At 46.0% G+C, this 24,785-nt stretch carries 19 protein-coding genes; 17 read left to right on the top strand and 2 right to left on the bottom strand.

The window, feature by feature from the left end; translation table 11 throughout:
* Positions 1–9: 9 nt before the first annotated feature.
* The 9 genes from NYR53_RS30660 to NYR53_RS30620 all read left to right on the top strand — a co-directional run bounded on the left by NYR53_RS30660 (position 10) and on the right by NYR53_RS30620 (position 12,225).
* Positions 10–2,778, top strand: coding sequence for an adenylate/guanylate cyclase domain-containing protein (locus tag NYR53_RS30660; RefSeq protein ID WP_261302815.1), 2,769 nt, complete (start codon positions 10–12; stop codon positions 2,776–2,778).
* Between the two features lie 21 nt (positions 2,779–2,799).
* A complete protein-coding gene (locus NYR53_RS30655) occupies positions 2,800–3,294 on the top strand; it encodes a GNAT family N-acetyltransferase (RefSeq protein WP_261302814.1) in 495 nt (164 codons plus the stop codon).
* 47 nt (positions 3,295–3,341) lie between these two features.
* Complete coding sequence (locus tag NYR53_RS30650) at positions 3,342–6,374, top strand: cyclic nucleotide-binding domain-containing protein (protein WP_261302813.1); 3,033 nt, start codon at positions 3,342–3,344, stop codon at positions 6,372–6,374.
* Positions 6,375–6,433: 59 nt separating this feature from the next.
* On the top strand, positions 6,434–6,871 hold the full coding sequence (locus NYR53_RS30645; RefSeq protein WP_261302812.1) for an ATP-binding protein: 438 nt from the start codon (positions 6,434–6,436) through the stop codon (positions 6,869–6,871).
* Positions 6,868–7,203 carry an STAS domain-containing protein gene (locus NYR53_RS30640; RefSeq protein ID WP_261302811.1) on the top strand — a complete coding sequence of 112 codons (336 nt, stop codon included), beginning with the start codon at positions 6,868–6,870 and terminating at the stop codon, positions 7,201–7,203. Before NYR53_RS30645 ends, NYR53_RS30640 begins: the two co-directional genes overlap by 4 nt.
* 48 nt (positions 7,204–7,251) lie before the next feature.
* Positions 7,252–8,715, top strand: coding sequence for a PP2C family protein-serine/threonine phosphatase (locus NYR53_RS30635; protein ID WP_261302810.1), 1,464 nt, complete (start codon positions 7,252–7,254; stop codon positions 8,713–8,715).
* Positions 8,716–8,825: 110 nt separating this feature from the next.
* On the top strand, positions 8,826–9,722 hold the full coding sequence (locus tag NYR53_RS30630; protein ID WP_261302809.1) for an eCIS core domain-containing protein: 897 nt from the start codon (positions 8,826–8,828) through the stop codon (positions 9,720–9,722).
* A gap of 47 nt (positions 9,723–9,769) precedes the next feature.
* Positions 9,770–11,689, top strand: coding sequence for a hypothetical protein (locus tag NYR53_RS30625; protein ID WP_261302808.1), 1,920 nt, complete (start codon positions 9,770–9,772; stop codon positions 11,687–11,689).
* A 14-nt stretch (positions 11,690–11,703) separates the two neighbouring features.
* Positions 11,704–12,225, top strand: a complete 522-nt coding sequence (locus NYR53_RS30620; protein WP_261302807.1) for a YbjN domain-containing protein — start codon at positions 11,704–11,706, stop codon at positions 12,223–12,225.
* A gap of 80 nt (positions 12,226–12,305) precedes the next feature.
* On the opposite strand, the gene NYR53_RS30615 is transcribed toward NYR53_RS30620, so the two are convergent.
* Entirely contained in the window at positions 12,306–12,938 is a 633-nt protein-coding gene (locus tag NYR53_RS30615) for a hypothetical protein (protein ID WP_261302806.1), read from the bottom strand.
* 495 nt (positions 12,939–13,433) lie between these two features.
* The gene (locus NYR53_RS30610; protein ID WP_261302805.1) at positions 13,434–14,417 is read right to left on the bottom strand and encodes a bile acid:sodium symporter family protein; all 984 of its coding nucleotides are present in this window, start codon (positions 14,415–14,417) and stop codon (positions 13,434–13,436) included.
* Positions 14,418–14,683: 266 nt separating this feature from the next.
* Here NYR53_RS30610 and NYR53_RS30605 point away from each other — a divergent pair, with 266 nt between their 5' ends.
* From NYR53_RS30605 to NYR53_RS30570, 8 genes are all read left to right on the top strand, one after another.
* The gene (locus NYR53_RS30605) at positions 14,684–15,337 is read left to right on the top strand and encodes a TetR/AcrR family transcriptional regulator (RefSeq protein ID WP_261302804.1); all 654 of its coding nucleotides are present in this window, start codon (positions 14,684–14,686) and stop codon (positions 15,335–15,337) included.
* 37 nt (positions 15,338–15,374) lie between these two features.
* Positions 15,375–17,150 carry a sensor histidine kinase gene (locus NYR53_RS30600; RefSeq protein WP_261302803.1) on the top strand — a complete coding sequence of 592 codons (1,776 nt, stop codon included), beginning with the start codon at positions 15,375–15,377 and terminating at the stop codon, positions 17,148–17,150.
* Entirely contained in the window at positions 17,122–18,732 is a 1,611-nt protein-coding gene (locus tag NYR53_RS30595) for a response regulator transcription factor (protein WP_261302802.1), read from the top strand. Before NYR53_RS30600 ends, NYR53_RS30595 begins: the two co-directional genes overlap by 29 nt.
* 281 nt (positions 18,733–19,013) lie before the next feature.
* On the top strand, positions 19,014–19,883 hold the full coding sequence (locus NYR53_RS30590) for an ABC transporter permease (protein WP_261306584.1): 870 nt from the start codon (positions 19,014–19,016) through the stop codon (positions 19,881–19,883).
* Positions 19,884–19,899: 16 nt separating this feature from the next.
* Positions 19,900–20,790, top strand: a complete 891-nt coding sequence (locus NYR53_RS30585) for a carbohydrate ABC transporter permease (RefSeq protein WP_437180108.1) — start codon at positions 19,900–19,902, stop codon at positions 20,788–20,790.
* 59 nt (positions 20,791–20,849) lie between these two features.
* On the top strand, positions 20,850–22,397 hold the full coding sequence (locus tag NYR53_RS30580; protein WP_261302801.1) for an ABC transporter substrate-binding protein: 1,548 nt from the start codon (positions 20,850–20,852) through the stop codon (positions 22,395–22,397).
* Between the two features lie 21 nt (positions 22,398–22,418).
* Positions 22,419–23,924: a DHA2 family efflux MFS transporter permease subunit gene (locus NYR53_RS30575; protein WP_261302800.1), complete on the top strand. Its 1,506-nt coding sequence runs from the start codon at positions 22,419–22,421 to the stop codon at positions 23,922–23,924.
* Positions 23,921–24,778 (top strand): sugar phosphate isomerase/epimerase family protein, encoded by an 858-nt coding sequence (locus NYR53_RS30570; protein ID WP_261302799.1) that lies wholly within the window; start codon positions 23,921–23,923, stop codon positions 24,776–24,778. Before NYR53_RS30575 ends, NYR53_RS30570 begins: the two co-directional genes overlap by 4 nt.
* Positions 24,779–24,785 lie beyond the last annotated feature (7 nt).

The raw sequence follows: 24,785 nt of genomic DNA, 5'->3' as shown, positions 1-24,785 counted from the left end.
TAAAGAGCGATGAAGAAATCGATTGCGGCATTGCTGCTCGTACTGCTGCTTCTGGGTGCTGCCGGTACTTATCTTAGTCTAAACCGGGATAGCTTCTCGCTATGGCCCTTTAACCAAAGCATGCCTTTTGATGGTTTATCGAAGGCTGTCTCTGATCGTCAAAACAATTTGTTCGTCATCGACAATGCCAAAAAAACCATTCACAAGCTGAACAGTCAAGGTGTTCTACAATTCTCCATTACAAGTGAGACGGGGAAGAACGGTGAAGTGTATCGCTTTAATGATATGGCTGTCGATGACCAAGGCTATCTCTATACCATTCGTACGTTACTAGATCCGTATGGTATCGCAGTCAAATCCGAGCAGATTGTTCGTTATAGACCTGACGGACAGTTTGATCGCAGCCTGTTTACAGAAGAATATGATTCACAAACGAAACGATATAGACTGGGCTCCTTACGAAATGTCCAAGTTCGTGAAGGTGTGGTGTACTTTTTCAACGATGAAGTACATCAATTAACCTTATATCAGGCTCCAATTGGAGATACTTCTTCCTCCGAGCCGAAGTCCATTTACACGATCAAGCTTCCGGAGAATAAATATGTGTCTGAGGCAGATGGTTATAAGCCAGGGGAGATTTATTATTCAACGCGCAGCGGAGAAATTTACCGCGCTTTTGGTGATGGACGCTCGGAGCTGGTTTATCCGCTTCCGGGTCTTGACCGTACAAGGCGCAATTTTCCGGAGAGCTTGCATCTGGATAATCAGGGACGGCTCGTTTTCATCGATTTCAACAGCAAATCGATCTCCAGACTTGATCCCAAGCAGCCCTACATCATCGAAGGTCTTGTGAATGAGGATAAAGCCAAAGCTAGCGGTGTAGAGCTTGCTTTCGATGCAACGAATAGCAGTATCGGCCAAGATGGCAGCCTCATCATTGTAGAAACGGCTCAAATTAATCGCCGTCTTCCGGATGGAACCATTACCCCTTCCATGGTTGAGGCACAGTTTAGTGAAGCTATGAAGACAAAGGCCATTCTACTTTGGTCAATTGCAATTGCGGGAATCCTGCTTGTGCTGTATGCCACCAAATTAGTTTTCTTCAACTTGCTGCAGCGGCGTCTGCCGCTTATGATGAAGCAAATTTTCATTTTAGTGCCGGTCATCGCGGTTTCGATGATTCTTCTATCTACCGTTATTTACACGAGCTTCTCTAAGAAAATGGAAGAAGAAACCTTCAGTGAGCTTACTTTACTGGCCAAAAACGGTGGTCAAAACCTGATTGACGGCGATAAACTGGAAAGTCTAACCTCGCCGCTGGATTATAATGGGACTATATATCAATCGTTTCGTAAAAAGATTCAATCCGTCTTTGATAATAACGATCAAGATGATAATCAAGGATTTTACAAAGCGGTTTATAAATATGAGAATGGCGTCATTTATCGCATTTTAGAAGATGATGACGGGATGCATATGTTCAATCCGTTTCTGCCAACACCCGAGAATCAGCAAGTCGTGCTGCAAGGCAAGCCGGCGACAGGCCAATGGCAGGATTTCTCCGGTGAGTGGCGATATGCGATTGCTCCTATTTTTAACTCAGCAGGTAAAATTGTTGGTGTTTTCGAAACTAGTAAAAACTTGGACGGTATCCTTAAGCATCGCCAATTAGTACTTCAATCGATCATTCGAAATATTGCTTTTATATCGATAGGTTTACTGCTTGTTCTCTTTCTAATGACCTATGTGCTGCTCTCTTCGATTCGGAAGCTTCGCAATAGCGTTGGAGAGATTGCCAAGGGGAACTGGGATGCGGTTGTTACGATAAATACTAGGGATGAAGTGTCAGACCTGGGCGACAGTGTCAATACGATGGCTGCTCGCATTCGAGACTATATCACCAAGGTAGAAAACTTCAGCCAATCCTACTATCGCTTCGTACCGCAGCAATTTTTGCGTTTTCTGAACAAAGAAAGCATTCTGGATGTTGAGCTCGGTGATCAGGTGGAGCAAAATATGTCCATCTTAATTTTCAATATTCGAGGTTTTTATCAACTGTCCAAAAGGCTCTCGCCGGAAGAGAACTTCAACTTCGTCAACTCATTTCTGAAAAGATTCGGGCCTTATGTACGCAATCATCAAGGTCTCATGAATAAGTATCTGGGCGCGGGCTTCATGGCGTTATTCCCGAATCAAGCAGACGAAGCGCTGCGAGCCTGTATAGAGATGCGCAAAGAACTGGACATCTATAATTCTCATCGAGCCAAAGTGGGTTATAAGCCGGTTGATTTCGGCATTGGTTTGCATAAAGGACCGCTCCGACTAGGGATCATTGGTGAGGAGCAGCGTTTGGAAGGCAATGTGATTTCCGACGGAGTTAATTTGGCAACGATGCTGGAGAAAATGACGGAACCGCTAGGGGCATCGATTCTCATTACCGATTATGTGGTTCAATCATTGGAACAGCCTGAAGGCTTCCTCTACCGTAATCTGGGATTGATTCAGGTAGAAGGGGTGAAAGAGCCGCTTCATCTGTTCGATGTGTATCAGGGTGATCCGGATACGATCCGAACGCTGAAGGATAAAACCAAAGCTTTGTTCGAGCAAGCTGTTACGTACTACCAAGTAGGGCGTTTCTATGATGCGCGTGAAGCGTTCTTGATGGTCATAAAGCAAAATCGTCAAGATAAAGCAGCACAGCTGTATTTCTATATTTGTGATGAATACTTCCAGAACGGTACAACAGCAGAGTGGAATGGGACATTATCTGTTTCTTAATGTGAAAGAGGCGATCTTGGCATGTATGTACACGAATTAACAACGGAAAAGGACGCATTGCGCATTACAGATTTTTATTTGTCTTCGGAATCTTTTGATGACCAGCGGCATACACCGGGAGAACTAGAGCATTTCCGCAATGCCCCCCGACTTAGTTTAACGCAGCGCAATCACCGGCATTGGTTTATTGAGAACGAATCAGGTGAGATTATTGCCGTTACCAGCTGCAAAGAAAATGAGCATCAATCCGGAGGATTTCTGTGGGATTACTTAGCTGTACACCGCGATTACCGCAGACATGGCTTTGCGAAGATATTATTCCAAGCGTTGGAGACGTTCGCCAGATCAGCGGAGGGTCGATATATCCTTACATATACCTGTGATTTGCCAGAGTATCAGCCTATCCAAAAAATGTTTAGAACGAATGGTTTTGAATTAATCGGCACTTATCCGAATTACTATTATGAAGGTGAAGCCAGGCTGGCTTTTTACAAACCGCTGTTAAACAACAAATGAAATAATAGATTGGACCTGATGATATGCAAGGAAGCTTAACCAGATGGATGGGACTGCGCACAGAAGATATTCGGAAGCTATGGATGATGCTGCCGATCTTTTATTTTAGCGGGATTGCTGAATCCTTGAACTATACCGCGTTCATGGCGCTTTTTAACCAAAGATTCGGTGTGCAGTATCTGCCTTATATCTATATCGTAGAAGCGGCAATCATGCCTCTAGAGGGCTGGCTCTTAGCAAAGCTGGCGAATCGGCTGCCTAAGGCCAAAATGATGACTACGCTCTACCTAATTATGATGGGATTGCTTCTCCTCAATGGTGCGGTGCTGCTTGGATTTAAGCTGGGCGGCATTGATTTCAGGTATTACTACCCGATTCTGTTCTTGTCTTCCAACTTTGTCGTGAGACAGCTGACGCTGCTGCTTTGGAGTACGGCCTTTGATCTGTGTCCCACCCAGCAGGCCAAAAGGTTAATGCCGGTGTTCATCGCTTCGACGACGACCGGCGGTATTACGGCAGGCTTGATCGCCCACCAAATCGGTAAGCTGCTTGGTACCGAAGCGGTGTACGCGCTCGCTCCCGTGTTGATGGTGTTCGGCTTCATCTTTTTCCGCAAAGCGTTGGCAAGGTATTTGGTGCCTTTGACTTTGAAAGAAGACAACCGGTTGAAGACCCAGGGCACTTCTGGCACGGCGGAAGAGGAGCAGCAGCCTGCTGGCTATTATGTGAAGCAAATGCTGCGCAGCCCGTTCCTGCTATGCGCCATTGCTTTGATGACACTTATGCCCGCGGTCTATTTTATGATCGAGTATCAGTACTTCACGGCTGCTGAAAGCAGGTTCCCGATAGAAGGCGATCTAACCTCATTTTATGGATTAATTACCGCTATTCAATTCACGATCTGCTTGCTTCTACAAACGGTGTCTACCCGCTTAATGAACTGGCTGGGCGCGAGTAATATGCTGCTGGCGATTACGGTTATTTTCCTTGGCGGCTTTGGACTTACGGCTTTGTTTGTCAATCAATCGCTGGGACTCGTAATCGTATCTGGCTCTTATGCCATTTTTTATATCCTCCTGTATTACATTGCGGAGCCGTGCTATCAGCTCTTCTTCAAAATGATGCCTATCGGAAAGCGCGACGGCTATCGTTATTTTGCTCAGGGTGTGGCTGCTTCGGGCGGGATCTTAATCGGTTCGCTGCTATCCTTGCTGCATTCGTTTGGTCTCATTCAGCTGTCCCCCCTTGCTTGGGTAGGTGTCGTTGTAGCGGCTATTCTCGTCGTGGTGGCTTGGTACGGAAGGAATCTGTACATTCGTGAACTGGTCAAAAGTGTGCAGTCCTTGCATGCGGATCTATCGGATATTGCAGGCTCCTTTATCGGGGGCATTCGCAGCTCCAAAGCTTTATCCTCCATGCTCGGCTATCTGAAGCATCCAAATGATTATGTGCGAGAGCTGGCTCTCGAAGTGATTGGTAAAGCGAAGGACTCCGCTTTCCTGCCGCAGTTGATCGGAATGATCGGTGAGGAAAGCTCGCGAATCCGCATTGCTGTGCTGCGGGCTATGAATTTGCAAGGGGCAACGATTCAGGATCTCGTGCAGGTCGCTTCGTTCCTGGAAGATGAAGATCCTGAGGTACGTGCGGAGAGTGTGAAGTTGATTTCAAAGGCAACACACCTCAAAAGCCAATCGCATTTCTTCATTCGTGTTAAGCTGCTAGACAACCATCCGAAGGTCGTGCACGAAGGCGTTAAGGCGCTTTATGCGCTGGAAAGTGAAGAAAGCTATCAAGCCTGTGACGAGGCGATTATTAAAATGCTCGATAACGGTGGTGAATGGGCCGTATATGGCTGTCACACCGTAGCGGATCTGAAGCTGGATTCCTATTCCGCATGGGTGTTGTCGCTGCTCGACGATCATCGTCCTGCCGTTAAAGTTGCGGCTGCGCGCTGTATTGGCAAACTTGAGCATGTGGATGCAATTCCGCATCTCTTGTCGATGGTGCCACTGGCAGATCAGGAGCTGCGCAAGGCCATTCTCGAGGCTTTCGTAGATATGGGGGCTAAGGCGCTGCCAGCCTTGCTGAACGGTGTGAATCATGCGAATCCGTTTATTTGGAATTCGGCAGTTACAGCGCTAGCTGAGCTGCTGGATGAAAGTAAATTGCGATCAGAGTTAGTTGATCGCTGTGTAAGTCGAATGCTTGCTTCCACGCAGGAACGCGCACTGCCGGCTGCTCTGCAAGAGCTTGGGATGCAGGGGCTTGCCGAGCTTGCCAACCAGCGCTGCGGGGAGCTGCACAATGCGCTTGTAGGCGGAGCGTGGGCAGTAATGGCCAAGTTCGTAGATGAGCGTGTAGTTACGACACTCCGTGAAGCGACTCAGGACGAGAGTGACGAGGTTCGTGATAATGCCTTGGAAGTTCTTGCTGAGGGGCTCGGCGATCGCAGATTGGCCTTGGCTCTGTTGGAATTATTAAAGAAAGAGAATGGAAGAAGCAGTGTAGCGATGACGGAGCCGCTGCTCATTTTGCAAGAAGCTAAGATTTGGTCGGATGATTGGCTTCGAGATATTGCTGTTTATGCACTAAGTTCACTGGAGCGTGCCGATATGAAGGAAGATCGCAAGTTTTTAACGATGCTGGATAAAGTTATTTTCTTGAAGCAGGTTTCCCTATTCGCGGACCTATCTGTGGATGAATTAGGTTTAATTGCAGGGATTGCAACGGAAGAAGTACACGAGGATCTGACTTATCTATTGCGCCGTGGTGAGAAGAATGCAGCCATGTATCTCATTATTGAGGGTAACGTAGAGTTGAGCAATGAGACGGGGATTGGAGAGACCGTAACCATTGGTGTACTGGGACCGAAGCAAGCCTTCGGCGAAACGACGGCATTAGACGGATCGCCTTCCTCGATTACCGCTCAAGCGATTTTCGATGAGGTGCGAGTGCTCACTTTGCAAGGGGAAAGCTTGTCTCGGTTAGTGAGATTGTATCCAGAGATCGGAATTGGGCTGCTCCATGCTTCTAGTGCCAGAGTGCGGCTGCTCGAAAATATGCTTTTGAAAATGGCTTAAATAGGTTATTCCGCTATAGCTAGTGGCTTCAGTACTTAGTATCCGGGAGTGTGAATGTCGTGTCATCAGAGTCCATCATTTTGAGCAATGATCTGAAGGAACTGGAACGGCTAGGTGTATTCTTGCGAGGCTTGTCGGGGACGATGGGCATGGATGACCATACGTTGTACCAAGTGAATTTAGTCTGCGACGAGCTGGTGACGAACATCATTCTCTATGGCTATCCGCCTGATGAAAACCGTATGCATACGATCCGCATTGATTTGGGGCTTGTCCCTGGGGGCTGGGAGCTTCGAATGACAGATCGCGGAGTGGCATTCAATCCGCTGCTGAAGTCAGCTCCATGCACGGATCTTAGCATAGAGGAACGGGGGATCGGCGGGCTTGGCATCCACTTTGTGAAGCAGGTAATGGATGACATCGCGTATGAACGCTTGAACGAGGAGAATGTTCTAATGATGAAAAAATGGCGAATCAAGGAGGAGGGAATATCATGATGATAACCGAGCAAATGCAAGGCGATATCGTGCTGCTGAGCTTAAACGGCCGATTGGATGCGAATACATCCGCGAGTTTGGAAGCGGCTTTTGCAAAACTAGTCGAGCAAGGGAATGGCAAGTTTGTGTTTGATCTTCAAGGACTTGATTATGTCAGCAGTGCAGGGCTGAGAAGCTTACTTGCAGCAGCTAAAATGATTAAGGTGATTCAAGGGAAGTTGGCGCTGGCTCGAATGAATGAGCAGGTGAAGGATGTTTTCGACATGTCGGGATTTAGTCGTATTTTCTCGATTTATGAGACGGAAGCGGATGCTGTCCATGCTATTTCTTAGTATGAAGGCCAGGAATCTATGTAAGGCGAATAATAGGGGGCACGCTGGATGAATATGGTTGTAGCTGTGCTTCTTATTGTATGTCTTGTGGTCGTCATCGTTTGGCAGCTGAGCGAGCGAAAGCGTAGATCCGTAGAGCTGGAGCTTCAGAGAACTATGCAGCTATTCGATGTAAGTTTGGAAGTGAATTCAACGATTCGCAAGCAGGATTTGCTTGTGAAAATCATGGAAACCTCTTCTCGCATTATGAATGCGGAGGCTTCGTCGGTTATTTTGGTCGATGAGGAAAAAGGGGAGCTGTTCTTTGACCTCGCGCTGGGTGAAAAAGGCGATGAGGTTCGTGAAATTCGCCTCAAAATAGGTGAAGGCATCGCAGGCTGGGTGGCTCAGACCGGCGAATCGGTCAAGGTTGATGATGCTGGACAGGATAAGCGGTGGTCGTCGAAGGTAGCGAAACGAGTTGATTATCCAACGCGCAGCCTACTCTGCGTGCCACTAGTCAGCAAGGGGAAAATCATCGGAGTGCTGCAGGTGTTGAACAAGCGGGATGGCGCTCATTTCTCTGACCGCGATTTACAGCTGCTTGAGTCCATCGCATCGCCAACGGCGGTATCCTTGGAAAATGCCATGCTGTATGAAGCACTGGAGAAGTCTATCCATGCGTTGAAAACGACAACGGCTGCTAAGGAACGGATGGAGAGCGAGCTGCGTATTGCCACCGACATCCAGATGGGATTCCTGCCTCGCGGAAGTTTGTGTATAAGCAGTGGCGGTGTTGAAGGTGATACGAGCAGCTCATCTGAAGTGGATGGTCACGAAAGTGCTGCCGCAGTCACCGTGGAGACACTGGCCATTATTCGCCCAGCTCGTGAGGTGGGCGGAGACTTCTACGACTACTTCTGCATCGGCGCGGATCGCTTATTCTTCGTTCTTGGCGATGTTTCCGACAAGGGAATCCCTGCCGCTTTGTTCATGGCCGTAACGATGACATTGCTCAAAGGGAAGATGACCTCAGAGATGACTCCCGGTGAGCTGTTGACGGCAGTCAATCAGGAGCTTTATAAGGATGACTCGACGATGTTTGCCACGATTTTCTGCGGGGTTTTGAATGTCGCGACAGGTCTACTCCTGTATAGTGATGGCGGTCATTGTCCTCCTTACATCGTGAGAGATGGCGGTGAAGTTGAGCTTTTGAAGGGGGAAAAAGGTCTTCCACTTGGCGTCATGGACGACATGGTGTATATGAATAATGAGGTCATGCTAGGTCTAGGAGATCGCATAATCGTGTATACGGATGGCATTACAGAGGCTGAGGACCGACTTCAAGAACAATACGGCTTTTCCCGCCTCAAGGATGTATTAGTGAAGGAACAATCGAGTGCGCCTGAGCAATTGCTTGGTCAGATGGTGATGGATGTGGATCTATTCGCAGATGGTGCAGTGCAATCCGATGATATTGCCGTGCTCATTGTGGATCGCAGCCCTATCAAAATTGTAAACTCCGCTATATAGCGTTGTGATATAGTAAGTAGACAGACTTCTTGCACTCAAGGACAGAATTGTTGATGTACAACTATGATTCAATGAATGCTCCATCAAAAGCTCAATAGGAGGGTTATGCCATGCAAAAATCCCATATTAACCGGCAACCAGATTCTTCTTTGCATACGAATAAAATCAATAAACCGAATTCTTCTTCTGTTTCATCCGATTTGATGAATATTCAACGAACAATAGGCAATCGCGCCGTGGGCAATATGTTGACCGTTCAGACGAAAATGACCGTTGGACCAGCTGGTGATGCTTATGAGCAAGAAGCCGATCAAATGGGTAAACAAGCGGCTGACCATATTGCTGCATCTGAAAGTAGTGGAGCATCTAAGCCAGATGTTCAGCGCTCGGAAGGCGGAGAGTCTGAGGAAGAAGAGCTGCAGATGAAGCCATCATCAGAGTCGATTCAGCGCTCAGAGGGCGGAGAGTCTGAAGAAGAAGAGCTGCAGATGAAGCCATCATCAGAGTCGATTCAGCGCTCGGAAGGCGGAGAGTCTGAGGAAGAAGAGCTGCAGATGAAGCCATCATCAGAGTCGATTCAGCGCTCAGAGGGCGGAGAGTCTGAGGAAGAAGAGCTGCAGATGAAGCCATCATCAGAGTCGATTCAGCGCTCCGAAGGCGGAGAGTCTGAAGAAGAAGAGCTGCAGATGAAGCCATCGTCGGAAGGTGGCTTTGAAGCAGGTGCAGGGATTGAGTCGCAGATTAAAGCAAAGCAAGGAAGCGGGAGCAGAATGGATGCCAGCATTCAAGCGAAGATGGAATCGGCGTTCGGTACTGATTTTAGCAACGTAAATATACATAATGATTCAGAATCATCAAAGATTAACCGATCCTTAGGTGCAGAAGCTTTTGCTACGGGGAATGATGTGTTTTTCCGCGAAGGCAGATACAACCCAGATACACGCGAGGGGCAAGAACTGCTTGGTCACGAATTAACGCATGTTGTTCAACAACGAGGCGGCAAGTAGAGTAGCTATACAAGCGCAATTTTATCCCATAAAGGAGATATGTACGGATGCCTCAAGGAAGACAGTCCCTTACCAAAAAGCCGAGCACTTCGCATCAGCATGCACAGCAGTCGCCAATGTCACAGCCAAGTACTTCTACTTCACAAATGTCACCTGGGACCAATATCTTCATGCAGATGCAGCGTACGGTGGGTAATCGTGCTACGCAAGCTTACGCGAATCAGCTCATCCAGCGTACAGTCTCGGGAACGCAGCCTGTGCTGACTGTGCCAGCGCCTACGCAGACATCAGCGCCAGCGCCTACCGTGGCGCCGACGGTGGCTTTCCACCGCCGCAGGTCAGGCACAGCAGCACCGTCACAACCTTTGGCATCTACCGTAGCGCCAACCCAGACGTCCACCGTGGCACAGACCCCAGCGCCGACTACAGCAACAACATCACAGTCAACGACTACGGCACAAACGCATGCGCCAACAGCTGTGACAACGCCACAACCTGGTACAGTACAAACGCCAGCACCCACTGTGGTAACGCCAGTGGTACCTTCTGCCTCTACATTGCATCCTACGGGTGACGATACCAAAGACAATGCGGATATGACATCAGGTGTCACCTCTACTTTTAGTGATAGTTTCGGCAAACGTTCGGATGATTTGAAAGAGTCCTACGATAAAACGAAGGATGCTGGCACAGCGCAGCAGTCAGCTACTATGGGGGCAGTCGCCTCCACAGCAGATCTCGTTGGCGGGCCGTTCCAAATCATGAGTGCGATTAGAGAAACGCTTGCTGCTTCTCGCGAGCGCAAGGGACATGATAAACGTTTTCAGTATGCAGGTACAGGCTCGACTATGATCGAGGCAAGCGGTAAAATGGTCAGCGGCTCAGCTGGTATTGTTGATAAGGCAGCTAAATCAACTGGCCATAAGGATGGTGTCGGAGGCTCCTCGTCCGTCAGTGACTACACAGGGACGGTAGCGGAAGCAATCTCCGCAGTTAAGAATACGATTATGGCCGTTAAAGCGATTTACGATATGTATAAAAAGCATTCGGACAATGGCGGTCTGAATCATGCAGAAAAAGCAAGAGGCGTTATCGAGATCATTAGCAATGCGATTCAGGCTGCGCAATCTGGCATCAAAGTGGCCAAAGGCATCATGGATATCATGGAGTCAAGTACAGCTAGCTTGACGGCTGTTATTCCGGGCGTAAGTATTGCTGTTAGTGGTGTGAAAATTGCGATCAAAACCGTAGATGTGATCAAAGCCGGCTTAAATCGTAGCGCCATGACAACATTGAAACGTGACTTCAAAGGCAAAGCAGGGAATGCCGACGTACTCAAAGAAAAGCGCTGGTACACGCGAAATGCTGGTGTCGACAAAGCGAAGCTAGCAAAGAAAAAGCAGGATCTCGAAGTGCTTAAAGCGAGTGGAGATGCATCAGCAGCTGAACAACTGGACGAAATTGCCAAATATGAATTAGCGAAAGAAATGAAAAAAATTAACGTGAAGCGAACAGACCGTGGAGCTATTCAAATCGGACTTGAGCTCACGAAGATTGCTGCCGACATCGCTACGCTTACAGGGGTAGGAGCTCAGGTAGGAACGCCGCTGAAAATCGTTGCCACAGGTATTGGCGCAGCGATGCCAATTGCCAGATCCTTGAAGCAAGCTGGACGTGACCGCGCATCGAAAGCAGGCGCTTGGGGTATTACTAAAGCGATATTTAACGCTGATAAATCAACAGAGAAAAAGAAAGAAAAACGAGCCCATGACACAGAACTTATTTTTGATATGTTCGAGAAGCTCCCACTTTACAATGAACAGGATGCAGCGTGCGTCGCACGCTACAAACAAGTTGAGAGCTTCGTAGAAGCAGCTGGTGTAAGTCTTCAAGCTTTGTATAAGTTCGATGGCGATGCAGAGAATCTGAAAAAAGCCATTATTGAAGCGATGGGCAAGAGAGAATAGGAGATTGAAGAGATATGTTAACAGAACTTGCGCATGCGCGTCATTTGGCACAATTAGGGCATTTGAAAGAGATTTTGGATGAAGCAGAGCTTGCCACGAATTTATTAGAGAAATCCGAAGCTATTCCGCTGCATGTGCTAATGGCAGGGTTTCAAGAGGATAGTAAGGGACGAGATCGATTCCTTCACTTTAGTTTTTTACCGTTGAATGATGAGGAAATAGTCGCTATTCAACTGCTGCAAATCTACAGTACGCTGCCGTTTCATCTTCAAGCAGGTGCTCGCGAAGAGGTAGCCGCACTTTTATTGGAAGTTAATACTCGCTTACCCATAGGTCACTTTGGTGTGAATGAGGAGGGCGAGATCCATTATCGCTATGTGTATAGCCAATCGGCTTCGCGTACGTTCGATAGTGATGAAGTGTTAGAAATCCTTACCCTATTCGTGTATATGTGTGATATGTTCGGAGAGCACATCGAGCAGGTTGCCAGCGGTGAAGCAAAAGCAGAGCAGGTCATTCAGACCTTAAGATCATAAGAGTGAACCAGAAAGACCTCCAAACCCACATAGTGGTTGGAGGTCTTTCTCGGATTGTCATTTCCTCGGAAATATTCGACTTATTTCACCTTGTTTTGCAGCAGTTCGATCAGCTGCTTACCAGGATCTCTCATTTGGCCGCCAGCAGGACGATTTCCATTGCCTTTCTTGCCGCCGGTTTGATCGGGTGCGTCAGCGTTTGGTTGTGCAGAAGCATCTGGTTTATTTTCTGTATTTCCAGATTGACCATTTCGATTACCTTTGCCATTACCGGTGTTTCCGTTATTCCCGGGACCATTTGCACCGCCGTTTCCTCTATTACCCATACGCGCAGCTGAATCTTCTATAAATTTCTTCTGGGCATCTGTTAGCTTTTCGAACAGCTTGGTCTTGTTTTCATCACTAAGTTCAGCTTTTGTGACGATTTCTTGAGCAACGGGCAGCATGGCTTGAGCTTGTTCCTTCGTAATGGTAAGTCCATCAGCTTTGTCTAGCATGAGCAGGGTCTGAAACGTACTGAACATTTGTCTTTGCGCCGCACTCATGACAGGTCGGTCTTGAGCATTTTGCTTGCCGTCTGCCTGTGATTGTCCGTTTGATTGTTGTTGCTGCGGTTGCGCTGAGCTTGCTGCAGCAGGTTGTGAGGAAGACGCATTCCCACAACCGCTTAGTAAAACGGGGATAAGGATGCATAAGCCCGCTATTTTTGTCATTTTCATCAATGTTATGTATCGCTCCTTTCGATCATCTTCTTCACAATCGTACACGACAATTATGAAAAATCTGAGAAGAGAAGCTGAATGATACATAAAAGTTAGCTTAAAATGGGCTGAGGGAAAGGAGTTTTAGCCTAATATCACACAAATGATTCGTAATCGATCTGATTGCGCCGCGGCAAACATAATCTGCTGATAAGGGCATCCAGCTAATGGGGGTCCTTCATGTTAAAATAAATTCCAAAGTGATCGCCAGCAGAACAAGAACTGGAAGAATCAGAATGAGCAAAATTTTATAACTGGGAGGTGCTATTAATGAAGGAGCTTGTTGGGGAGTGCAAGGAATGCAAAAAGCAAATTTTCTGCCATGATGGATTTATTGACGGCGTAGTGTTAGACGATAACACGTTACTATGTTTTGAATGTTTCGACGGAGAGAGCGAAAACAACAGCTAGCAAAACAAAAAAAGAGCTGCCCGGGCAGCTCCCAAACTAAACTTGTTTCACACTATTGGCCGTTAAGTTAGGAATATCATGTTTCAGAGCGTAGCGTCTGTTCAACAGATAGCCGAAAAGCGAGGCCAACGATTGCTGGAACAGCATGCCTAGTACAACGGGGACAGCCACGAGAGGCGGGAAGTAGGCAACGGCGAGTACTGCGCCAGCACTTATATTACGCATCCCACTGTTAAACGTAAGTGCGACGACAACGTCTTGTTCCCACCGCAGGAGCTTGGCGACCAGCCATCCTAGGATGTATCCAAGTGAGGCTATGAAGAGTACAAATCCAGCTAAGCCTAGTAATTTAGTATTAAAGTCACGTAGATAAGGGGCGATTACGGAGCTGTTGATAGCGACAACGATGCCCATGGTTATTTTCGAAAAAGGACCTAGACGGCCACTCCATTGTTCCTTAATTTTGCCGCGTGTCCATTGATTCAGCAGCATGCCAATGATAGAAGGTAGAACGATCATGAGGAACAGGCCCTTCATCATCGCGAACGAGTCCATCTGTACTTTGGTACCAATTAACGCAGATAGCGTGTAGGGAACGACGAAGGGTGAAAGAATGGTGTCCATGAGAATAATCGATAACGTGAGCACGATATTTCCGCGATAAATGGCTACCCAGACGAAACTTGTAATGCCAGTAGGTATAGCTGCTGCTAAGATGAGGCCAGTTATAGTCATGGGCTCATGGCTATATACGACATGCCCGAGACCCATAGCAATCAGCGGCATCGCGACATGTAGAATCAACAGTGTGATGATGAGCGGAAGTGGCTGAACGACCACCTTGACGAATTCTTTGAAGCTGGAGCTTATGCTGCCTGCAAAGGTCATAAAGGCAAACAACCAAGGGGATAAAAAGGTGTATCCGGATAAATGACTGCCTAGTAAAACACCGATGAGAACACTGACTGGTGTGATTAGCGGCAAGATTTTTTCTAATTGACGATTCAATTGAGACAGCATTTAGGTGAACTCCTTCTTTTAAACTTCATGGGCAGCTTTGTCTCCCTATTATATGAGTTGGAAGGGGGAGTGACTAGCCCTACATCGTTATGGATGGAAATTGGGCGAGCCTTTTATGCCGCTGGAGAATGGTTAAAAGGGTCATTAAACTAATGAAAACGTTTGCAATGAATTTAGCAATTGGATATAATTGGAGTGAACTCAAAGGGTTTACACTGTGTAAATAGGCGATATTTTATGCATAGCTTGTATCAAGGAGTGTTTGTATGAAAAGCAAGTGGGAACAGGAATTAGAGGAGCATAGAGATAAACGGCGACAGGACATTGTTCTGGCTGCTCAGGAGCTTTTTTTGGAAAAAGATTTGCCAGGTGTAACGATGAAAGATATCGGACATCAATTGGGGATCAGCCGTGTCACACTTTATAAATATTATAATTCGATTGATGAGCTGGCGTTTGAAGTTCAGATGAAGGTTTTAGACGATTTATTTCGATTTGTCGATTCTCACAAAGTCGGTGAAAGAGCCGATGAGAAAATGCGGAACTTATTAGCAGCATGGCAGGATTTTACCCAGACTAGACCTAGCCATTTGCGTTTTATCGGACTGTTTGATCACTATTATCGGGAAAACTATCCAACCCGCGAATTGGAGGAGAAGTATCGAATATTCATCCAAAATGTCTTTCCATCACCTGTTCAGCTTATTCTCGAAGGCATTCAAGATGGCTCGATCCGTTCTGATCTCGATCCAGCCCAATCTTCAGCCATGATTGCAAACACGATGATGAGCATGACGCAGCGAATGGCATCTAGGGGGAATATTCTTCGTGTAGAACAAGCGATTGATCCAGGCGAGATGATGCGGCAGTTAATTGACATGATCATGGCCTATCTGAAACCCGAAGCACATTCAATTTGATCGAGTTAGCATTCATGAGAAGGGAGGTCTATCAGCCGTGCAAATTCGTACGCTGCCTCTATTCAAATCACTTCGCTTTCAGTTGGTAGTTGGGTTGCTAATTATTGTCATCCCCATCGTGGCTTTCATGATCTACAACAATTTATATGCCATCAAGGTTGTTCGGAATCAAGTGGCTCAATCGAATAAAAATTTAATCAGCTTATATATGGGGCAGATCGACCGTAATTTGGATGAGGTAGACAAGTATTTATTCAACTTCGCTGCGCAAGACACTGGACTGCTTGTACTTGACGCGCTGCGAGATCAAAATGCCGATCGGTACTCTTTTACGAAAATTCAATTAAACAATAAGCTGTTAAAAGACCTCCCTAGTTATAAACCAATGGACATGTTCTTTGTTTATTCGGAGCCGAATCAAGATTTATTGACAGTTATGAGTGATCAAGTTTCTTACACCAGACAGGTAGCCGTTGAAAATAACATTATGACCATTTTTCAGGACCAACGCGAGGGTGCAAATCAGACAAGCCTGAAAGAGTGGTTCATACAAAAGCTCGGAGATCAATATTTTTTGACCCGTGTAATTAAATATGGGAATGTCTATATCGGGGCGTGGGCAGATGCGAATAAATTAATGGTGCCGCTGAACTTAGTCGATTTGGGCAACAACGGCAGGGCGCTGCTGGTTACGGACGAGTTCGAGGCCATGTCTAACCAAGCTTTTGTACAAGAAAATCAAATTAATTTGAACGATGTTGGAACGGAGTACAAACTCACGGGAAAAGACGAGAAATTTCTAGTCGTAAGTGAAAAATCCGCGAAAGGTTGGTTCAGCTTAGTTGCTGTCATCCCAGACAGCATCATTCTGGAGAATCTTCCTTTCCTTCGCCGAATTGTCTCTTTTATTCTGATGGGATCACTGATTCTGTTTCCTTTCATTTTATTTCTTTTAAGGAAAATCATCTTAGTTCCGATAAATCGGATCATGATGGCTATGAGAAGAATCGAAGACGGGAATTTGGACGTCCGCATCACTTACCGTCCTTCCGTTCTGGAATTTGACAAGATGAACCAATCTTTCAATCGCATGATTTCGCAGATTCAGGAATTGAAAATTAATGTCTTGAAAGAAAAATTAAATCATCAGAAGGCCGAACTCAAGCATTTACAGCTTCAAATTAATCCGCACTTTTTTCTAAATTCGTTGAACATTATTTATAATTTGGCGCAGGTGAAAGACTTTACATTGATTCAGGAAATGGCGCTTAGTCTCGTAGAATATTTTCGCTTTATGTTTCGGAGCAACATGGCATTCGTCGCTTTGAGGGATGAGGTTCAGCATACACTTAATTACTTTCGTATCCAGGAGATGCGGTTTCCCCAAAATTTGACCTATGATCTATCCGTTCCGGACAATCTGATGGATATAGCGGTTCCTCCGCTTGTTATTCAAACCTTTGTGGAAAATACGATCAAACATGCCGTTAGCATGGACAAGCAGGTTCATATTGGTGTAACCATTGAAGCCAGGGAAGGTAACAGAATCAATATTCGGGTTCAGGATACTGGAAAAGGATTTCCTGAAGATGTTTTGGCTCGGCTACAGATGGAGATGGATATCGGTAACGGAGAAGGTCATTATATCGGGATATGGAATGTGCAGCGTCGATTGCGCCTGCTGTATCAAGATCAAGCCCAAATCGCATTTTCAAATTGTGATGGCCACGGCGCAGTCATTGAAATTCTCATCCCATTTCATGAGAAGGAAAGAGGCGAAGTCTATGCTTCAATTGCTAGTCGTGGACGATGAAATTCATGCCGTACGAGGGATCAAAGCGGGTGTCGCGTGGGACCAAGTTGGATTTTCGAGGGTTCATGAAGCTTTTAACATACGGCAGGCGAAGGAAATCATTTTAACCCAAAAAATTGATATTCTGCTTTGCGACATTGAAATGCCGGAAGGTGATGGATTTCAACTGTTAGCTTGGGTCAAAGAACACTCTCCGGATACCGAATCCATCTTCTTAACCTGTCATGCTGATTTCGAATTCGCGCAGAAAGCGATTCAATTGGGAAGTCTGGATTATATGCTCAAACCTGTCCGCTTTCCGGAATTGGAGAAAGCCGTTCGCAAAGCGATCGACCAATTGGAAAAGAAAAGAGGATTAGTCCAATTTAATGAAACCTATAAGCATTATTATAAGTTATGGGAATCGTATCAACCGATGGTTGTTGAGCGCTTTTGGCAGGATTTAATTCAGAGGTCTATCCCTTCGAATAAGCTTCAAATCAAAGAAATTATGGTGAAGCAAAATATACCTTATTCCGATACAGCCTTATTCGTGCCGGTATGGATCAGAGTTCAGCGCTGGCATAAAAAACTGACGCTTCGTGAAGAAAAAATAATGGAATACGCCTTGCGCAACTCTTTGGAGGAATTAGCTGTACGGAAGGAGTCCAACGGTCAAATCGTTCAGGTCAAAAGCGGAGGGTTACTGGCCATCCTCCCGGTCGACCCGGGCAGCAAGATCGATAAAGAGAATCTAAAGAGCGAATTACAGGGTTATATCGATGCTTGTAATCATTACTTTTTCTGTGATCTTTGTTGTTATATCGGTGCTCCCGTACATACGGAGGGAATGCTGGAGATGTTCGAATCCCTAGTCGCGATGGAATCCTACAATGTTACACAAACGAATAAAATATTCTTCCAGAGTGAACAACGGTGCAGCTGCTACGATACTTTTCAGCTGCCTAAAATGAACGGATGGGCGGAAATGCTCAAATGTGGATGCAAAGGGAAACTGATGAAAGAGATCGATCATAGTTTGAATGCGATGAAACAAATGGAGAGACTCGATGCCAAATTCCTGCGCGGATTTTATGAGGACTTTCTCCAGATGATTCATCACGTCTTGCATAATAAAGGTCTGAGGGCGCATCAAGTTTTTTCAGAGGAACTCCTGTCTATGCAAGCATCGACTGTTTCCCGTTCCATAGCTGATCTTAGACAATGGATAAATACGATGATCGAAGAAACTGTGAGTCGAATTTATTCGGTGGATGAAAGCCAAACCGTTGTTGAAAAAGCGAAACAATATATTGCTCTGCGCATCAACGAAGATGTTTCGCGGGAGGATATCGCCAGCCATGTGAATATGAATCCGGACTACCTGACAAGAATTTTCAAGAAAGAAACCAGCTTGACGATTTCTGATTATATTCTTCAGGAACGGGTCGAATTGGCTAAAGAAATGCTGGTGAAGACAGATCTTCCGATTGGCAGCATCGCCGCTTCGGTGGGCTACAATAATTTTTCCCATTTCTCAAAAATGTTCAAGAAAATGGCGGCCATCAATCCACAGGATTACCGCAAATTGTATGAAACTTAAGCAAATAAGGTTCCTGATACATGAGATCGTTCCCTTCTCGGGTTCGGTCTTTTTTTTCAAAAGAAGTCGGAAATGCTATAACAGGAAGTCGGGAAACAGGTAGAGTGCATAGTGGCAGAACTATATGATGAGAGTATAACGGATGAGGGGGGAACGACGTGGGGACAACGACAACAACTAGGACAAATACAGCGACCACGACAGCTGCTGGGATTACGACAACAAAATCAATTACTAGCAAAAAACTGAGAAAACTTTGGAGGTATGCCCCGCTGCTTGTGATGGTTATACCCGAAATTGTTTATCTGATCATCAACAACTACTTGCCGATGTTTGGTTTAGTCATCGCCTTCAAAGACGTCAACTTTACAAAAGGTATTTGGGCCAGCGATTGGGTGGGATTTAAAAATTTCGAATACCTGTTTAAAACCTCTGACGCTATGCTGATTACTCGAAATACGATTCTATATAACACGGCATTTATTATCATAAATTTGATCATCGCCGTCGGCGTAGCTATTTTGCTGAATGAAGTGAAAAAGAAATTATTCGCCCGGTTTTACCAAAGTGTCATTCTCATCCCCTATTTGATTTCTATGGTTATTGTCGGTTATTTGGTGCTTGCCATGCTAAGCGGAGAAACCGGTTACATTAATAAACAGGTGCTGCCTATGCTTGGAATGGATCCCATCTCATGGTATAGCGAAGCCAAATATTGGCCGTATATCTTGACCTTTGTGAACATTTGGAAGCATGTTGGCTACTTATGTGTCATCTATTTAGCGGCGATTATCGGAATCGACACGGAATATTACGAGGCGGCCAGGATTGACGGAGCGAGTAAATGGCAGCAGATCACGAACATTACGATCCCTTTAATCACCCCGGTTATCGTGATTATGACGCTGCTGCAAATCGGCCGCATATTTTACTCGGAGTTTGGATTGTTCTATCAAGTACCGCTTGATACGGGCGCGCTCTTTCCGACAACCAACGTTATCGATACGTATGTTTATCGGGCTTTACTAAGATTGGGAGACATCGGCATGTCTTCGGCAGCGGGCTTATATCAATCCGTTGTGGGATTCATTCTCGTCCTTATCTCGAATTACGTGGTGAGCAAGCGAAACAGCGATAACGCTTTGTTTTAATAAGGAGGGGACCCCATTGAAAGTAAAAAGCCAACTGTTCCAAGCTTTCATTCATGTTTTCTTTATTGGCATTGTTTGTCTCTGTCTTCTTCCGTTTTTTCTGCTCTTGATCACATCTTTTACGGATGAAATGACCATTGTGTCAGAAGGGTATTCTTTCTTTCCGAGCAAATTAAGCCTTGCAGCGTACGAATTCTTGTGGAATGATTCCGCTAACATATTTCGTGCTTACGGTATAACCATTCTCGTGACGGTAGTTGGTACGTTTGTGGGGTTGTCGATTACGGCCCTATGCGCCTATCCATTATCCAGAAAGGATATGCTGATTCGCAAGCCGCTCGCGTTTTTCGTGTTTTTCACACTGTTGTTTAATGGGGGCCTAGTCCCCACCTACCTGGTATATACACAAGTGTTTGATATGAAAAACACACTGCTTGCCTTAATCATTCCCGGTTTATTATCCAACGGATTTTACGTGCTGATTATGCGAACCTTTTTTATGACTTCAATCCCAACCCCGGTTATTGAATCAGCATCCATTGACGGGGCGGGGGAATTTAAAATCTTTTTCCGGATCGTGCTTCCGCTCTCTCTTCCCATTCTGGCTACGGTCGGATTGATGCAAACGATCGGCTATTGGAACGACTGGTTCAACGGATTAGTCTATGTGACCGACAGTAAGCTGTTCAGTTTGCAGAACTTGTTAAACCGGATTTTATTAAACGCGCAATTTTTGTCAAGCAATGCGAGCAGCAGCACAACGGAACTTGCCGCAAGCAGCAACATTCCGATGGAATCTGTACGGATGGCTATGGCGGTTATTGGGACTATACCTCTACTGTGCGCGTATCCTTTTTTTCAAAAATATTTCGTCAAAGGTCTCGTTATTGGAGCAGTTAAAGGCTAGGCTATACTCGGCATCAGCCGATTAGCATATATGCTAGGTAAATATAGGGAGGCTGCGAAATGAAAGGTAATCGGAAGCGTGTTCAAACCATGTTAGCGGGAATGATGATGGTTTCTCTTCTACTAACTGCATGCAGCAGTGGTAATGGAGGTTCTACGGCTACAAATGCAACAAGTACATCAAGTGCTTCAGGTGAAACAGGAAAGGCGAAATCGAACTTAAAACCTTATGAACTAACCGTGGCCTACTATAAAATTGGTAACAACAAGGATCTGCAGGAGGTCCAGGATGCCGTTAATAAACTGACCAAAGAGAAAATTAATGCAACGGTTAAATTTGTGCCTATTGATCCTGCTGCGTATCAGCAACAAATCAATCTGATGCTTGCGAGCAATGAAAATTTGGACTTGCTAGTCACTTTGACGGCACTTGGCTACGGTACGCAAGCGGCAAAAGGACAGCTTGTTCCTTTAGAGGATCTGCTTAAGAAATATGGACCGGATATTGCCAAGGTCGTCACACCGGAGATTCAAAAAGCAACGATGGCCAGCGGTAAACTTTATGGCATACCTAGCGTACGCGACTGGGCAGCCGACTACGGCATCCTGATGCGCAAAGATATTGTTGATAAATACAAGATTGATTTGAGCAAGATCAAGACCTTTGATGATTTGGATGCCGTATTCAAGGTCGTCAAAGATAACGAGCCAAATATGGCGGCTATAGTTCCGGAAGGCGGGGGTACATCCTATATCGCGTCCATTGCACCTGGCTTTATGGACCCTTTGAATGATGATAACGGCGTGCTGCCGGACCATGATAATAACCTGAAGGTAGTCAATTGGTTCGAATCGAAGCAATATGCGGATTTATTGAAAATGGTCAGAAGATGGTATTTGGACGGCTATATCCCTAAGGATATCGCTACAAACAAAATTCGCCCTGAAGACCTTGTGAAGGCAGGCAAAGCTTTTTCCTTTACAGTGCATATGAAGCCTGGCTATGAAACGAAGGAAGCCATCTTGACAGGCACACCGATGGTTGCAGCACGCATTATCCCACCTGTCACTTCTACGTCGTCGATTGCAAACGTCATGTTCAGTATCGCGAAAAACTCGAAGGATCCGGAGAGAGCCATGATGTTCCTCAACTTGCTTTATTCCGACAAAGAGTTGATCAACTTGATCGACTATGGCATTGAAGGAAAGCACTACGTCAAAAAGGGTGACTTGATAAGCTTCCCGAATGGCATCGATACGCAGAATGCCACCTATAGCCCGAATCATGGCTGGGAGTGGGGCAATCAATTCCTTTCCTACATCTGGGAAACGGATCCTATTACTCTTTGGAAAGATCAAGCTGATTTCAATAAATCGTCCAAAAAATCGAAAGCGCTCGGTTTCAGCTTCACTGTCGATCCAGTTAAAACGGAAGTGGCCGCTGTTCAAAGCGTGAAGGACCAGTTCAAATTAGGTCTGGAAACCGGTACGCTGGATCCGGACAAAAATTTGCCTGAATTTATAAGCAAAATGAAAGCTTCAGGCATGGATAAAATTATTGCTGAGAAGCAAAAACAGCTGGATGAATGGGCGAAAACGAATAAGTAGTGTTTTGCGAGGAGAAGCTGCATGTCCCCTAGAGAGATAAAGGAGAGAAACTTATCGTTTGTACCGGTAATGACTGCGATTTTCTTTGGATCCGTTCTTGCGACACTCGGAATGAGTTCGATCAGCGTCGCGGTCCCTGTTTTGATGGAACAGTTCCATACCGATTTGACGGCTATGCAGTGGACGATGACGGGCTATTTACTGGCAACCGGAGTGGTAGCTCCCATCACTGGGTATCTTGGGGATAAGTACAGTACGAAGTACCTGTATATCGCTGCGCTTATTGGCTATACGCTGATTTCAGGGCTTAGCGCTTTCGCTTGGAATATTGAATCGTTAATTGCGTTTCGTATCCTGCAGGGTATTTTTGGCGGGATGATCTTGCCAGCCACGATGACGATCCTTTATCAGGTGATTCCTCGCGAAAAGCAGGCGTTTGCGCTCAGCATGTGGACTTTGTCAACGATGCTTTCGCCCACGTTCGGGCCACTATTGGCGGGCTGGCTGATCGGAAAGTTCGAATGGAAATGGCTGTTCTTCATGGACATTCCGTTCGGCATTGCGGCAGTTGCAGTCGCTTGGCGGCTTATCCCTTATTACAAACTGAATACACCGAAAACGTTCGATTTGCCCGGCTTGGTTACCGTCATTCTGAGCAGCGGCTCCCTCCTGATCGCCTTCAGCGAAGTGCATGCTTGGGGATGGAGCTCATGGAGAATGCTGTCGCTGCTTGCTTTCGGCATCCTCATGCTCGGGTGCTTTATTCGAAGAGAATTGATGATACCCGAACCGCTCCTGAATTTGAAGGTATTTGTTAATGTGAAATATACGGTTAGCCTTGCCGTGTTGGCCGTTATTACACTCAACATGTATTCCGGCGCCTTCTTGATACCGGTGTTCCTGCAGAACGTACAAGAGGTATCCGCATTGGAGGTCGGTTTGATCTTATTTCCGGCCACACTTGCGATGGCGGGGGTGATGCCGCTCGTCGGCAAGCTGTATATGAGAGTAGCCCCGCAGTGGCTGATCGTTTCCGGGATTCTCTTGATCGCGATTGGAACGTTTGCGATAGGACGGCTAAATGTGAATGTATCCCACGGGTACATCGTGATGTGGCTAACGATTCGCTACATTGGGCTTTCCTTAACGATCATGCCGCTTACCAACGTTGGTATGGAGGCCATCCCGCGCGAGCTATCCGGTCACGCTTCATCGGTGAATAACTGGATCCGCCAAGTTTTCGGTTCGTTTTCAATCGCGTTGTTTACTTCACTTATCGCATCACGGTTGACCGTACATAACCAGGCACTTGATTTAGATGGGGCTGCGGAAACTGGGCGCAAGTTGCTGAAGGCGGAGGCCTTTACGTTGAGCTCCAATGATGTATACATCGTGGCGACGATGATCGTATTAGTCGGATTTCCTCTCGTATGGACGCTGTTTAGAGGCAAACCTCGAACTGAAAGGGTAGCGGGTCATAAACTTCGGCCCATCCAAAATTTAACACAAAAGGAGCAGTTAAAATGAGCATTTCAATTGGCGTGAATTTATTTTCAGTCTTTCAAGCACTAAACAACGACTACTTTGGCACCCTTGAGAGGGTAGCTGCTGCAGGCTATACCAATGTGGAGTTAATCACCACCAATTTTATGACAGGCGTCCGATACAGTGATTCATTCCCTCTGCAAACCATCAAAAATAAGCTGGAAGATTTAGGGCTTAACCCCATAGCATCCCATGAAAGATTGGATCAAGATGCCCAGAATTGGGATCAGTTAATCAAAGAAAATAGTGAGCTTGGATGTAAAGCGATTGTATTGCCGTCTGCCTGGATCAAAAATCGCGAAGATACACTGCAAACCGCAGAACAATTGAATGCGATCGGGAAAAAATGCAAGGAAAACGGTTTGCAATTTTACTTTCATAATCACTTCCATGAATTCAAAAGATGGGGGGATACGACCTTATACGATATTTTAGTTGAAAATACCGACCCGTCCTATGTCAAATTTGAGTTGGATTTGGTCTGGGTTATGCGCGCAGGCCTTGATCCCATGGCCGTTCTTGAGAAATTAGGCAGCCGATGTGATATCGTCCATCAGAAAGATTTGAATAAAGAAGTCCTCCATCTAAACGTATTTGACGCACTTCAGCCAGGTGACGAAGATTTGGATATGATGCAGCTATATCGGGGGAGGGGATACATCCAAGCAGGTGACTTTGTGGATCTAGGAACCGGTGTAATAGACTTCAAAGCCACTTACGACAAAATAAAAGAAATGGGCACCATCCAATATGCCTTTATAGAAAATGAGGGTATAAGCGATGATAAATTTACGAGTATAGAGAATGATTTAAAGGTTTTGCAAAAGGTTATATAGGGCCGCC

Origin of the sequence: Paenibacillus andongensis (assembly GCF_025369935.1) — a bacterium.
Taxonomy (GTDB): domain Bacteria; phylum Bacillota; class Bacilli; order Paenibacillales; family NBRC-103111; genus Paenibacillus_E; species Paenibacillus_E andongensis.
This window is presented reverse-complemented; position numbering and strand designations above follow the sequence as displayed.

Bases quoted from the DNA above. Each gene is read 5' to 3' on its own strand.
- NYR53_RS30650 (WP_261302813.1), top strand. From the start codon at position 3,342: ATGGGACTGCGCACAGAAGATATTCGGAAGCTATGGATGATGCTGCCG.
- NYR53_RS30575 (WP_261302800.1), top strand. From the start codon at position 22,419: ATGTCCCCTAGAGAGATAAAGGAGAGAAACTTATCGTTTGTACCGGTA.
- NYR53_RS30595 (WP_261302802.1), top strand. From the start codon at position 17,122: ATGCTTCAATTGCTAGTCGTGGACGATGAAATTCATGCCGTACGAGGG.
- NYR53_RS30580 (WP_261302801.1), top strand. From the start codon at position 20,850: ATGAAAGGTAATCGGAAGCGTGTTCAAACCATGTTAGCGGGAATGATG.
- NYR53_RS30610 (WP_261302805.1), bottom strand. From the start codon at position 14,417: ATGCTGTCTCAATTGAATCGTCAATTAGAAAAAATCTTGCCGCTAATC.
- NYR53_RS30615 (WP_261302806.1), bottom strand. From the start codon at position 12,938: ATGACAAAAATAGCGGGCTTATGCATCCTTATCCCCGTTTTACTAAGC.
- NYR53_RS30625 (WP_261302808.1), top strand. From the start codon at position 9,770: ATGCCTCAAGGAAGACAGTCCCTTACCAAAAAGCCGAGCACTTCGCAT.
- NYR53_RS30640 (WP_261302811.1), top strand. From the start codon at position 6,868: ATGATGATAACCGAGCAAATGCAAGGCGATATCGTGCTGCTGAGCTTA.
- NYR53_RS30620 (WP_261302807.1), top strand. From the start codon at position 11,704: ATGTTAACAGAACTTGCGCATGCGCGTCATTTGGCACAATTAGGGCAT.
- NYR53_RS30660 (WP_261302815.1), top strand. From the start codon at position 10: ATGAAGAAATCGATTGCGGCATTGCTGCTCGTACTGCTGCTTCTGGGT.
- NYR53_RS30630 (WP_261302809.1), top strand. From the start codon at position 8,826: ATGCAAAAATCCCATATTAACCGGCAACCAGATTCTTCTTTGCATACG.
- NYR53_RS30590 (WP_261306584.1), top strand. From the start codon at position 19,014: ATGGTTATACCCGAAATTGTTTATCTGATCATCAACAACTACTTGCCG.
- NYR53_RS30635 (WP_261302810.1), top strand. From the start codon at position 7,252: ATGAATATGGTTGTAGCTGTGCTTCTTATTGTATGTCTTGTGGTCGTC.
- NYR53_RS30570 (WP_261302799.1), top strand. From the start codon at position 23,921: ATGAGCATTTCAATTGGCGTGAATTTATTTTCAGTCTTTCAAGCACTA.
- NYR53_RS30605 (WP_261302804.1), top strand. From the start codon at position 14,684: ATGAAAAGCAAGTGGGAACAGGAATTAGAGGAGCATAGAGATAAACGG.
- NYR53_RS30655 (WP_261302814.1), top strand. From the start codon at position 2,800: ATGTATGTACACGAATTAACAACGGAAAAGGACGCATTGCGCATTACA.